The 11,468-nt window shown below is 70.4% G+C and carries 14 protein-coding genes; 9 read left to right on the top strand and 5 right to left on the bottom strand.

Features of this window, described 5'->3' with window-relative positions; translation table 11 throughout:
• Positions 1-39 precede the first annotated feature (39 nt).
• The 4 genes from RQG84_RS03000 to RQG84_RS02985 form a co-directional block, all read right to left on the bottom strand.
• The gene (locus RQG84_RS03000; protein WP_311208797.1) at positions 40-1,014 is read right to left on the bottom strand and encodes a sugar ABC transporter substrate-binding protein; all 975 of its coding nucleotides are present in this window, start codon (positions 1,012-1,014) and stop codon (positions 40-42) included.
• Between the two features lie 91 nt (positions 1,015-1,105).
• Positions 1,106-1,759 carry an HAD family phosphatase gene (locus RQG84_RS02995; RefSeq protein WP_311208796.1) on the bottom strand — a complete coding sequence of 218 codons (654 nt, stop codon included), beginning with the start codon at positions 1,757-1,759 and terminating at the stop codon, positions 1,106-1,108.
• On the bottom strand, positions 1,756-2,565 hold the full coding sequence (locus RQG84_RS02990) for an SDR family NAD(P)-dependent oxidoreductase (protein WP_311208795.1): 810 nt from the start codon (positions 2,563-2,565) through the stop codon (positions 1,756-1,758). The genes RQG84_RS02995 and RQG84_RS02990 overlap by 4 nt, the downstream gene beginning before the upstream one ends.
• Positions 2,562-4,064 carry an AMP-binding protein gene (locus RQG84_RS02985; RefSeq protein ID WP_311208794.1) on the bottom strand — a complete coding sequence of 501 codons (1,503 nt, stop codon included), beginning with the start codon at positions 4,062-4,064 and terminating at the stop codon, positions 2,562-2,564. Before RQG84_RS02985 ends, RQG84_RS02990 begins: the two co-directional genes overlap by 4 nt.
• 134 nt (positions 4,065-4,198) lie before the next feature.
• Between RQG84_RS02985 and RQG84_RS02980 the strand changes: the two genes are divergently transcribed.
• From RQG84_RS02980 to RQG84_RS02940, 9 genes are all read left to right on the top strand, one after another.
• The gene (locus tag RQG84_RS02980) at positions 4,199-5,413 is read left to right on the top strand and encodes an acetyl-CoA C-acyltransferase (protein WP_311208793.1); all 1,215 of its coding nucleotides are present in this window, start codon (positions 4,199-4,201) and stop codon (positions 5,411-5,413) included.
• A 374-nt stretch (positions 5,414-5,787) separates the two neighbouring features.
• Positions 5,788-6,465, top strand: coding sequence for an SGNH/GDSL hydrolase family protein (locus RQG84_RS02975; protein ID WP_311208792.1), 678 nt, complete (start codon positions 5,788-5,790; stop codon positions 6,463-6,465).
• Positions 6,462-6,584 (top strand): hypothetical protein, encoded by a 123-nt coding sequence (locus RQG84_RS02970; protein ID WP_311208791.1) that lies wholly within the window; start codon positions 6,462-6,464, stop codon positions 6,582-6,584. Before RQG84_RS02975 ends, RQG84_RS02970 begins: the two co-directional genes overlap by 4 nt.
• A gap of 40 nt (positions 6,585-6,624) precedes the next feature.
• On the top strand, positions 6,625-6,801 hold the full coding sequence (locus RQG84_RS02965; protein WP_311208790.1) for a hypothetical protein: 177 nt from the start codon (positions 6,625-6,627) through the stop codon (positions 6,799-6,801).
• Positions 6,798-7,358 (top strand): hypothetical protein, encoded by a 561-nt coding sequence (locus tag RQG84_RS02960; RefSeq protein ID WP_311208789.1) that lies wholly within the window; start codon positions 6,798-6,800, stop codon positions 7,356-7,358. The genes RQG84_RS02965 and RQG84_RS02960 overlap by 4 nt, the downstream gene beginning before the upstream one ends.
• Complete coding sequence (locus tag RQG84_RS02955; RefSeq protein ID WP_311208788.1) at positions 7,355-7,990, top strand: hypothetical protein; 636 nt, start codon at positions 7,355-7,357, stop codon at positions 7,988-7,990. Before RQG84_RS02960 ends, RQG84_RS02955 begins: the two co-directional genes overlap by 4 nt.
• Entirely contained in the window at positions 7,987-8,253 is a 267-nt protein-coding gene (locus tag RQG84_RS02950; protein ID WP_311208787.1) for a hypothetical protein, read from the top strand. The genes RQG84_RS02955 and RQG84_RS02950 overlap by 4 nt, the downstream gene beginning before the upstream one ends.
• A gap of 188 nt (positions 8,254-8,441) precedes the next feature.
• Complete coding sequence (locus RQG84_RS02945) at positions 8,442-9,059, top strand: hypothetical protein (RefSeq protein WP_311208786.1); 618 nt, start codon at positions 8,442-8,444, stop codon at positions 9,057-9,059.
• On the top strand, positions 9,056-10,420 hold the full coding sequence (locus RQG84_RS02940; protein WP_311208785.1) for a tyrosine-type recombinase/integrase: 1,365 nt from the start codon (positions 9,056-9,058) through the stop codon (positions 10,418-10,420). The genes RQG84_RS02945 and RQG84_RS02940 overlap by 4 nt, the downstream gene beginning before the upstream one ends.
• Positions 10,421-10,991: 571 nt before the next feature.
• Here the strand turns inward: RQG84_RS02940 and RQG84_RS02935 are convergent.
• Positions 10,992-11,384: a helix-turn-helix transcriptional regulator gene (locus tag RQG84_RS02935; RefSeq protein ID WP_311208784.1), complete on the bottom strand. Its 393-nt coding sequence runs from the start codon at positions 11,382-11,384 to the stop codon at positions 10,992-10,994.
• Positions 11,385-11,468 lie beyond the last annotated feature (84 nt).

Below are 11,468 nucleotides of genomic sequence, written 5' to 3'. Positions count from 1 at the left end.
GGGGTTCCAGGGCGCCGGCCCTGGAGGACGTGGACGGGACTACTTGGTCGAGTCGGGGTACTCGGCCAGGAAGTCGTCGATCGTGTCGGTCGTGACCAGCACGTTGGTGAGAGGAACCTCCTGCGGCTCCGCGTCGACGCCGCCCTCCACGAACTCCGGGACGAGCTTCGCGAAGTCCTCGCCGGCCTGGTCGGCCAGCAGGAAGACGGTGGCCCGCATGTCGCCGGCCTTGATCGCGTTGACGGCACCCGGCTGTCCGTTGATGCCGTAGACGAGGACGTCGTCACGGCCGGCCGACTTGAGCGCGGCGATCGCGCCGAGGGCCGGGTCGTCGAAGCATCCCCAGACCGCGAGCTTGCCGCTGCCCTTCGGGTGCTTGGCGAGCCAGGCCTGCGTGAACTGCGTGCTGCCCTCGACCTGGCCGGGGATCGGCACCTCGTTGCGCGTGGTCTCGATGTCGGTGCTCTTCAGCGCCGTGTCGAGCGCCTCCTCGCGGCCGATGCACGGCAGGCCGCTCTTGTAGCCCAGGACGAGCAGGTCGCCCGCGCCGCCCATGTCCTCCACGAGCTGCTTGGCGACCGGCTCACCGTTGGAGACGCCGGCGTCGAGGTTGGCGGTGATGCCGTCGGCCGTGCCACCGGAGATCGAGACCACCGGGATGCCTGCGGCCTTCGCAGCCTGGGCGCCGGCGGTCAGGGTGTTGCTGTCGAAGACCGCCGTGACGATGAGGTCGACCTTCTTCTGGACGTAGTCCTGCATCGCGCCGTTGGCCTTGTCGACCGCACCCTGCGGATCGACCGCGCTGGTCTCCCAGCCCTGCTTCTTCGCGTACGCCTGGAAGGAGGCGATGGCCTGCTCGGACGTCTGGTCGCTGGAGGCGAACTTGACGATGCCGATCGAGTAGCTGTCGTCGCCTCCGTCGCCGGACCCGCCCGAGTCGCCGCTGCCACAGGCAGCGGTGACGGTCAGGGCCGCGGTGACGACCAGACCGATGCCGAAGCGTCGAACGTTCATGGGTTCCTCCTGAGGGTGGTCCGCCCGGGTGGGCAGACAGTGCTGTCGGAACGACCGGACGGCCGCGCCGGGGTGCTGCTCGATCCCCCGATCACTGCACGGTGGAGGTCCTCCTCGCCCCGACCTCGAGCAGCTGCGAGAGCTGCGCCGCGGTCTCCTCCGCCTCGCGGTGCACGACGCCGGCCATCCCGAGACGCTCGGCAGCGACGATGTTCTGGGCGAGGTCGTCGACCATGACGGCCTCGTGGGGCGCGACGCCGAGGCGTTCGCACCCGATCTCGTAGAGGCGGCGTGACGGCTTGCGCACGCCCTCCTGCCCCGAGATGGTCACGGCGTCGAACATCGCGGGCAGGTCGAATCCCGCGTAGCAGTCGCGTCCGAGCGAGTTGGACACCAGGCCGACCGGCACACCGTCCTCCCGCAGCGTCGCGACGAGCTCGACCATCGCCTCGTCGCGGACCAGGCGTGCCTGCATCCGACCGATGAGTCCCTCGGTCTCGACCTCGACCCCCTGGGCGCGAAGGCGCTCGGCGAGTCCCGCCTCGAACGGGTCGTGCCCGAGGCGCCCCTCCTCGTGGTCGACCAGCAGCTGCCGGGCGGTGGGGTCCTCGGCGAACAGGCGCATGGGAAGCGTCTCGTCGCCGCACTCCTCGCGGCCGAAGGCGGCGAAGCCGTCGAGGACGCTCGAGGTCAGCACCCCACCGAAGTCGAACAGCACCGCGCGACGAGCGCTCCGGGCGCTCATCCGAGCGACTCCTGGTAGCGCCGCATGCCGGCGATCCATCGGTCGTAGTCCGACCCCTTGCGCCGGAAGTACTCCAGCACCTCGGGGTGGGGAAGGATGAGGAAGCGCTCGGCGTCGATGCCCTCGAGCACGATGTCGGCGACCTCCAGCGGCTCCAGCACCCCGCCCGCCTCCGTGACGGCCTTGGCGCCACGGCGCGCGGTCTCGTCGTCGGACTCGGCGCCACCGTTGAGCATGTCGGTGTTGACCCCCATCGGGCACAGGCAGCTCACCGCGACGCCCCGCGACCCGTACGTGACCGAGAGCCACTCCGAGAACGCGACCGCGGCGTGCTTCGTGACCGAGTAGGTGGCCGAGCCGATCTGCGTGACCAGGCCGGCCGCCGACGCGGTGCTGAGGAAGTAGCCCTCGCCCCGCTCGAGCCAGCCCGGGACGAGCAGACGGGCGGCCCGCACGTGGGACCGGACGTTCACGTCGATCGAGGTGTCCCACTCGGACTCCGTGGCCTCGAGTCCCTGGCCGAGGCCCACCCCGGCGTTGGCGGCGTAGAGGTCGACCGGGCCGAAGCGCTCGGCCGCGAGGTCGAGGACGCGGCGGATGTCGCCTTCGTCGGCACAGTCCCCCGCGACTCCCGCAACGCGACCTGGTGCGACGCCGTCCAGCCGTTCCACGACGTCCTTCACGCGCACGTCGTCGAGATCGGTGACCACCACGCTCGCACCGTGCTCCAGCAGCCGCTGGGCCAGGGCCGCGCCGATGCCGCCGGCGCCGCCGGTCACGACGGCGACCCGCCCCTGGACCTTCATGCGGTCACCTCCGCGGCCGCGACCCGGATCGCGTCCCGGTCGATCTCCCGCTTGAGGATCTTGCCGGTCGCGCCCTTCGGCAGGACCTCGACGAACTGGTAGAGCCGGGGCACCTTGTAGGCGGACAGCTGGACCTTGGCCCAGGCCCGCAGCTCCTCCCCGGTGAGCCGTGCACCGGGGCGCAACGAGACCACGGCCGCCACCTCCTCACCGAAGTGGTCGTCCGGGACGCCGACGACGGCGACCTCGACGATGTCGGGGTGCTCGTAGAGGACCTCCTCGACCTCGCGCGGGTACACGTTGTAGCCGCCACGGATGATCAGGTCCTTCGCCCGGTCGACGATGCTGAGGTAGCCGTCGTCGTCGAGCGAACCGAGGTCACCGGTCTTGAGCCAGCCGTCCTGCAGGTCGGCGGCGGTCGCGTCGGGGCGGTTCCGGTAGCCCTTCATGATCGTCGGCCCCTTCAGGAAGACCTCGCCGACCTCCCCGGCCTCGAGGACGCCTCCGTCGACGGCGCGGACCTCGATGGAGGTCCCCGGCAGGGCGGGTCCCACCGTCCCGGCCTTCTGGGGGCGGTTGATGTCGTTGAAGGTCGCGGCACCCGTGGACTCGGTGAGCCCGTAGCCCTCGAGGATCGTGCAGCCGAACCGGTCGAAAAACGCGCGCATGACCTCGGCGGGCAGCGAGGCGCCGCCCGAGGTCGCGAGCCGCAGCTGCTCGAAGTCGGACGGGCCGAACTCGTCGGTGGCGGCGTGCAGCATCGCGTTCCACATCGTCGGCACGCCCGCGAGCACGGTGAGGCGGTCGCGGCGCACCATCTCCAGCATCTGCGTCGGCTCGAACGGCGCGAGCAGCGAGAGCGACGCTCCCTGCACCAGCACCGTGTTCATCACGACGGCCTGGCCGTAGACGTGGAAGAGCGGGAGACCGGTGCCGAAGCGGTCGTCGGGCGTCAGGTTGAGCACGGGCATGAACGACGCGGTGGTGTCGACCAGGTTCGTCGCCGTGAGCTCGACGCCCTTGGGGCGGCCGGTGGTGCCCGACGTGTAGAGGATGATCGCCGTGTCGTCCGGCGCGTGCTCGTGCGCCTGGGGCACCGGCTCGGCGTCCAGACGAGCGCCCTCGTCGAGGCGCCAGAACGCGATGCCGCGCTCGGACGCGGCAGCGGACGCGGCGTCCTGGCACTCGTGCCAGGCGACGACGAGCGACGCCTCGGAGTCGTCGAGGACGTAGCCGATCTCCGGGCCCGTCGCCATCGTGTTCATGGTGATGACGCTGATGCCCGCAGCGTGCAGTCCCAGGTAGGCGACGGGGAACTCGACGATGCTCGGGGCGATCAGCACCACGCGGTCGAGCGGTCGCAGCCGGGCCGCCACGACGGCGCCGGCGAACCGGGCGCTGGCTTCCTTGAGCTCGCCGTACGTGAGCCCTCCCCGCGGGGAACGGAGGGCGACCCGCTCGGGGTCACGATCCGCGATGGACCAGACGTCTGCTGCCACGTTCACCATGCGCTGCCACTTTCCTCGGTCGGGATCGGTGTGACCTGACTCACGCGACGGACGCTAGTTGAATCCGGGTTCAGGTTCAAGTAGGTTGCGGAAAAATCTCTCCCCGCCGACCCAGGAGCGCTCCCGTGAGCCGTCCAGCCCCTCGTGCCGCGATCGTCTCGACCGCCCGCACCCCCATCGGGAAGGCGTACCGCGGCGCCTTCAACAACACCCCGGCCGCCGAGCTGGCAGGCCACGCGATCTCGCACGCGGTGGAGCGGTCCGGCGTCTCACCCGCTGAGATCGAGGACGTGATCCTCGGCTGCGCCCTCCCCGAGGGCTCGTCCGGCTTCAACGTCGCGCGTCAGGCGGCCCTGCGCGCCGGGCTGCCCGTGACGGTGCCGGGATCGACCGTCGACCGACAGTGCTCGTCCGGTCTCATGGCCGTGGCCATCGCCGCCAAGCAGATCCTCGTCGACGGCCAGCGGGTCGCCGTCGGCGGCGGGGTCGAGTCGATCTCCCTGGTCCAGAACGAGCACATGAACACCCACCGCGCCGGCGACCCGTGGCTGCGTGAGCACGTGCCGGGCCTGTACATGCCGATGCTGCACACCGCCGAGAACGTGGCGGCGCGGTACGGCGTGAGTCGTGAGCGCCAGGACGAGATGGGGCTGCAGTCGGTGCAGCGCGCGGCGGCTGCGCAGGCGGCCGGTCACTTCGACGACGAGATCGCTCCCATCACCGTGCGGACGCTCGTGCTCGACAAGGCGTCGGGAGAGACGAGCGAGGTCGAGCAGACGGTCTCCGCGGACGAGGGCGTGCGCGCCGGCACGACCGCCGAGGGCCTGGCCGACCTGCGCACCGTGCTCGAGCCGGGCGAGGTCACGGCCCACCCGACCGTGACGGCCGGCAACGCCTCGCAGCTGAGCGACGGCGCCTCGGCCAACGTGCTGATGGACGCCGAGCTCGCCGAGGCCCGCGGCATCGCTCCGCTCGGCTACTACGTCGGCATCGCGGTGACCGGCTGCGAGCCGGACGAGATGGGCGTCGGTCCGGTGACGGCGGTCCCCCGGCTGCTCGAGCAGCACGGCCTCGCCGTGGAGGACATCGGGGTGTGGGAGCTGAACGAGGCCTTCGCCTCGCAGGCCGTCCACTGCCGGGACGTCCTGGGCATCGATCCCGCCCGGATGAACGTCGACGGTGGCGCGATCGCCCTCGGCCACCCCTACGGCATGACGGGGGCCCGCGGCGTGGGCCATGCGCTCCTCGCCGGGCGTCGGCTCGGTGCGCGCTACGTCGTCGTGTCGATGTGCGTCGGGGGTGGGATGGGCGCAGCCGGCCTCTTCGAGGTCGCGCCGTAGCCGGCCCGCGGGCGTCGAACCCGCGACATCCTCATGACACGTGCGGCGCACTCATATCCACGCGCCTTACAGGAGAGCCTCCGACAGGAGTCGAACCCGCGACATCCTCATGACACGTGGGGCGCGCTCATATCCGCCATCGGACCAGAGCCTCCGACAGGAGTCGAACCCGCGACATCCTCATTACAAGTGAGAAAGAACGTGGTACAGTCCTTCCCATCGCAGGAAGAACGCTGGAAAGACAGCGAAACCGACTGCACAGTAATGACACACCATGACACACCATGGCTACAGGGTTGGCTACACCATCACCCCGGACCATCACCCGGGAGTAGCGCCTGAGCCATGGGAAGAATCCGAACGGAGAACCTCCCATGCGTTTCCTGCGCACCCTCATCCCGATCCTGACCGCCGCGGCGCTCGCCCTCGGCGTCGCCTGCTGGCCCTCCACGGCACAGTCCACGACCTCACCCAAGATGCTCGTCTACGGCGACTCGACGTCGTCCTGGTACAACGAGGAGCCCGGCTCCCCGTCCGAGGGGTGGTGGGCGATCGTGGCCCGCCAGCTCGGCGCCGACGTCACCCTGTCCGCCGAGCACGGGTCCGGCATGTGGGCCCGCGGCAACAAGTGCCAGGGCACCCGCCTCGCCGACCGGCTCGGCGAGGTCGGCCGCGTCCGCCCCGACATCATCATCGTCGCGATGGGCTTCAACGACGACCACGGCTGCGACGCGAACAACCGCAAGGTCCCGATCTACGAGTCGTCGTCCAAGCGGGCCGTCGACATCGCGCTCACCGCGCTCGCCGCCCGCGTCGACGCCGCCGGCCTCGACCGCTCGACGGTCTACGTCACGACCCCGTGGGGCAGCTCGAAGATGGACGTCCACTACTGGATGTGGCGCGAGCAGAAGGCCGTCGCCGAGCGTCTCGGGTTCACCTACGTGACGACCATGCGCTTCAACGACCGCGAGCAGACCGTCGACACCGTCCACCAGAACCGCCCGGGCAACCTCAACATGGCGGCGCGCTTCCTCGCCGGGATGCCCTCGTGAAGCGGCGCATCGCGCTCGCGCTGCTCATCGCGACGCTGGCACTCGCGCTACTGCTCACCGAGCCCGCCGAAGGCCCCGGGTACGTCTGCGACCCGGCCTACTCCGAGACCTGCCCCTGACCCTCTCGCCCCATCACACCCACCCGAACGGAGCAACACCGTGGAGAACACGCACACCCGAGTCGCGATCAACGACCCCGAGCTCGGCGTCATCGTCGTCATGACGGCCGATGACGGCACCACCACCACCGGAGCCGGTGACGGCTGGGAGCCCACGCCCGCCGTGGCCATGCTGCTGCGCACCATGCGCCACGCCCGCCCGGGAGCACCCCGATGACCGCGTGGCGCGACAGCCAGGGCGACATCTGGACCGAGGGCGACGACGGGCTAATGCACACACCCGACACCCAGCCGGCCACCCGCGAGCGCGTCGAGCGGAAGTGGGGCCCGCTCGAGCCGGTCCCCGACCTCATCGACGGCGACACCATCCCCGCGCACGCCCACCCGAACAACACCACCACCCCCACGAAGGAGAACAACATGACCACCGTCAACCTCACCAAGGCCCGCAGTGTCCTCGACCTCGACGGCGCTTTCGACACCTCCCCGACCTTCACTTCACGCGACGAGGACAACGGCTTGATCCGGCGCGGCCTCAGCATGTCGGAGCAGGACTACAACGACATGGGCCGGCCCGAGCGGGTGACCGTCACCATCGAGCCCGGGGACCGTCTCAACGCCCAGGAGCTCCACGACGGCGACATCATCACCAAGGTCCACCACGCACTCGCCGAGAGTGTCCGGATCGACGTCGGCGAGGACTGCGACGACTACGCCACAGACCTCATCACCGCCATGCAGAACGCCGGCATCTTCTTCCGGACGCGCCGATGACTACGAACGGCCGCGAGTCCTCCGGGCGAACGCCGGACGAGTTGCGCCGGCCCGACACGCGGACGCTGGCTCAGAAGATGCACGCGGCCGACATGGCTGTGGTGAACGAGCACCTGGGTGGGCCAGCGCGCCCCGATTCGCAGGAGGTAAAGACGTTCTCGGCAGACGAACTCAAGGCGCTCTGCGACTTGATCCGCGGCGACGTTTCGCAGCGGACGAATGGCGAGTACGTGAAGCTGCTCGAGAAGATCGAGGCATCGCTCAACGTTGCCCCCCGCCCCGAGCCCGTCGTGGCCCCGCTGCCGAGCGAGGCGCGCAACGAGTTGGTACACCTCCTGCGGCAGCACACGCCGATAGTCCGCAGCGACAGGCCCCGCCACACCACCAAGTGCGCCTGTGATTACCCGGGAAGGTGGGGAGTCTGGCACCTCGCCAACGTCCTGTTGGACGCTGGCTACCGCCTGGTCCCGGAGGACGGCGACGACACGGTGCGGGTGCCGAGGGAGGCGGTCGAGACGCTGCGGAAGGTTGCAGCCGATGACCCGGACTCCGGCCGGATGACCTCCTTCCGTGCGCTGACCTACGGCCGCGCCGTGACCGACTTTCTCACGGCCCTGGACGGCACCCCGTGACCGCCCGCAGCGAGGACCGTGGCGTGCAGGTCGAGGCGCGGACGCTGTCGGGGGTGCACATCGGGTGGGAGGTAGAGGTGCCAGCGCAGTGGGCAGCCGAGACGCCGGACCGGTGGCGCGGGGAGCTCAACCACGTGTACCACCAGGCCGAGAGGACGACCGTTCGGCTCTGGCACTACCCGCCCTCCTGCGAACGGCCGTTCGTGCAGACGTACTACCTCGCGCCCACCGACCTCGTCACCCTGACCGATGGGGGTGCGTAGCCCGTGGTCGTCATCCTGTTTCCGCACCGCAAGAAGTGGGATCGCATCGTGAGCACGGCGTGCACGGGCTGGCCTCGCGGGGTCTGCGGACCGGGCTACCCGGCCGACCACGACACCTGCAGCACGCCCAGGTGCGCCTGCCCGTGTCACGCCGTGGAGGACATCGAACCGACTGATGAGGCCGACCAGTGAGCGCGGACGACAACGCCCCCGAGCAGGCGCGGGAGGTGGAGGTGGTGCGCGAGAACCTTGCGCACACGCTCTGGCTCGAGCGGCACGTCGAGTGGGCCAGGAGCGCGGTCGACCCCTGGGACACGCTGCCCGAGTACGAGAAGGTCGACGGCTACCGGCTGGCCGATGCGGCTCTCGCCGCCCTGGCCCCGATCCGCACTGCTGAGCGACAAGAGGCGGCGCGGGAGGCTGTCTCTGAGCTGCGGACCATCGCGGCCGGCTACACCGTGCGCGACGAACGCGGCGCCGACCCGACGAACCTCACCGGACTCTGCCGGTTCGCGATCACGGTTGCTGCCAACACGCTCGAGGAGCGGCTCCGCGGCCGCGCCGACGTCCAGTGCCGGACCTTCTGGGGCACCCACGGTTGCGACCTGCCGCGTGGCCACGACGTCGAGAAGGACCCTCACGCGTGCGGGTGCTGCGACTGCGACGACCACGAGGCCAACGCCGGCCAGCGGTCCGATGATGACGGCGAGTGGGTCTGCGTCGCTCGCCCGCCCTACTACGGGCCGGACACCAAGTTCTACGGCGAGGACGCCTCGCCCGAGACGACCAGCCAGGAGGCCACGTGAGCACCCGACGTCCGCATGGGACCGGTGGCGTGTACCAGCGCCACGACCACCCGTCCTGTCCCCCGGTCGACAAGAAGTCCGGCGAGCGGCCCGAGCACCCGTGCAAGGGCAGGTGGGTCGGCACGGTCGAGGCGGGTATCTCGGACAAGGGGACCCGGCGCCGGCTGCCGGTCTACGGGAAGACGAAGTCCGAGGCGAAGGCGAAGCTCGTCGAGAAGCAGCGCGCCATCGCCCGCGACGGGGTGCCGTCGGCGTCGACGACGCTGACGGTGCAGCGGTGGGCTGAGCGGTGGCTCGACACGATCGTGCACACGCAGCGGCCGAAGTCGTTCGGGACCACGAAGGGGTCGATCAACAAGTGGGTCATCCCCACGATCGGGCGGCAGCGGCTCGACCGGCTGACCCGTGCGCACCTGCGTGCGGTGCAGGACGCGCAGCGGCAGGCGGGCCGGTCGTCCGCGACCCTGCGGCGCACCCACACGGTGCTGGTGAAGATGCTCAAGGACGCGCAGGCTGAGGGTCACCCGGTGCCCGCGAGCGTCCTCGCGATGCCCGCGCCTGAGGTGGGTGAGTCGGACCGGACGTCGCTGACGCCGGAGCACCTGGCGAAGATGCTCGCTGAGGTCGCGAACGCGCCGGACCCGTCCCGGTGGATGGGGGTCCTGTTCCAGGGTCTCCGTCCTGCGGAGCTGCTCGGGCTGACGCGTGAGTGCGCGGACCTCGACGACGCGATGATCGACGTGTCGTGGCAGCTGCAGGCGCTCCCGTACATCGACAACCGGAACAAGCACCTGGGGTTCAGGGTGCCGGACGGGTTCGTCTCCCGGCACCTGGAAGGCCGGTGGCACCTCGTGCGGCCGAAGACCCGGACGGGTCGCAGGTGGGTGCCGATGACGCCGTGGTTCCGTGCTGCGCTCATCGCGTGGCTCGAGGTCGCCCCGGAGTCCGAGCACGGGCTCGTGTGGTGCCGCCCGGACGGCGGGCCGCTGGACCCCGTCGACGTGCTCGCCGAGTGGAAGGCGATGCAGCGGTCGGCCGGGGTCCAGCACGCGTCAGCCAGCCGCGAGTCCTACGTCCTCCACGAAGGACGCCACACGACGGCGACCCTGCTCCGCGAGCTCGGCGTGTCCGACGACGTGCTCACGGCGATCCTGGGGCACGCGTCGATCAACTCGTCGAGGGCCTACCTGCATGCCGACGTGCTGCAGGAGGCTCGCGAGGCTATGAGCGCCCTGCACGAGCGTGTCGCGGGCGCCCCGCTGGCCGGCGTGCTCGAGGCCGGTCCGCGGTCGGACGATCGGGAGCCGGTGGCGGGGGAGGTCGTCGAGGGCGACGTCGAGGAGAGCCCGCTCGGCGAGTGAGAGGGTCTTGAGCCGGTCGGTGAAGGTGGCGCGGTCGACGTTCAGCCTGGCGGCGGCGTCGGCCGCGTTGCTCGTTGCGGCGAGCGCGTCGACCAGCTCGAGGATCGGCATGAGCCGTCGGGCGGTCTCGGCGCGCACGTAGTCGGCGCGAGCTGCTCGTCCGGCCGCGGTGACGGTCGGTTGCTCGACCTCGACGAGGTGCCGGCCGAGCGCGCACCGCGACTCCGCGCTGGTGAGGTCGACGCGCAGGCTCACCACGTTCCGCAGCACGTTGAGACGGCTGCGGGGTCCGTGCTCGTGGACGGTCAGGGTCAGTGCTCGCCGGGTGCGCTGCTGGCGCCACGGCTCCCACGCTGCCGTGAAGATGATCGGCAGGAAGACGGCGGTGACGGTCGACATGGTCGTGCTCATGGGGGGAGGCCCGCTTTCGTTCGGTGGATGGGACAGGTCCGCCGACGAGCGGGATGTCGGCGAGCCGGACGTAATTGGACGTCCGGCCAACTCCATCCCAACACCGCCACGCCGTACTCGCGAGTTGCCCTCCACAGGGCTGCGAATGTGGTAGACCGCGTCAGTTCTCGGAGACGACCTCAAGGCCGAACGCTTCGCCGCCCGCGGACGGCGAGGGCGTCGTCGGTTGCGCGATGGCCCGGCTGAGCTCGAGCACGACCCGACGGAGGGCCTCGCCGCGTTGTGCCGCGGGGACCTGCTGCAGGAGCGGTCCGATGATCGACGACAGGTAGGTCTCGACCTCTTGGTCGAACGCGGGCGCGGCGTCGAGGCCGAGGACCTTGAGGATGCGACCGAGGGTGCCGGGCTGCGGGTTGGTATGCCCGCGCTCGAGCGACCCGATCGTGCGGCGCGTGGTGCCCGCAGCTTCGGCAAGGTCGTCCTGACTCATCCCCGCACGACGTCGAGCGTCGCGGATTGCGGGCCCCCATGAGCCACGGTGATCCTTCTCCATGCCCTCAACGTAGCGGCATGTTTCCCATTTGCCTAGTCAATGGGAAACATTCGCGTGTCGTCCTTGCGAATGGGAAGAAACCGT

It is taken from the genome of Aeromicrobium sp. WCS2018Hpa-31, from assembly GCF_031843905.1.
Lineage (GTDB): Bacteria > Actinomycetota > Actinomycetes > Propionibacteriales > Nocardioidaceae > Aeromicrobium.
The sequence above is the reverse complement of the archived record's forward strand: the minus strand, read 5'-3'. Positions and strand labels throughout refer to the sequence as shown.

Bases quoted from the DNA above. Each gene is read 5' to 3' on its own strand.
- RQG84_RS02975 (WP_311208792.1), top strand. From the start codon at position 5,788: ATGCGTTTCCTGCGCACCCTCATCCCGATCCTGACCGCCGCGGCGCTC.
- RQG84_RS02990 (WP_311208795.1), bottom strand. From the start codon at position 2,565: ATGAAGGTCCAGGGGCGGGTCGCCGTCGTGACCGGCGGCGCCGGCGGC.
- RQG84_RS02960 (WP_311208789.1), top strand. From the start codon at position 6,798: ATGACCGCGTGGCGCGACAGCCAGGGCGACATCTGGACCGAGGGCGAC.
- RQG84_RS02935 (WP_311208784.1), bottom strand. From the start codon at position 11,384: ATGGAGAAGGATCACCGTGGCTCATGGGGGCCCGCAATCCGCGACGCT.
- RQG84_RS02995 (WP_311208796.1), bottom strand. From the start codon at position 1,759: ATGAGCGCCCGGAGCGCTCGTCGCGCGGTGCTGTTCGACTTCGGTGGG.
- RQG84_RS03000 (WP_311208797.1), bottom strand. From the start codon at position 1,014: ATGAACGTTCGACGCTTCGGCATCGGTCTGGTCGTCACCGCGGCCCTG.
- RQG84_RS02955 (WP_311208788.1), top strand. From the start codon at position 7,355: ATGACTACGAACGGCCGCGAGTCCTCCGGGCGAACGCCGGACGAGTTG.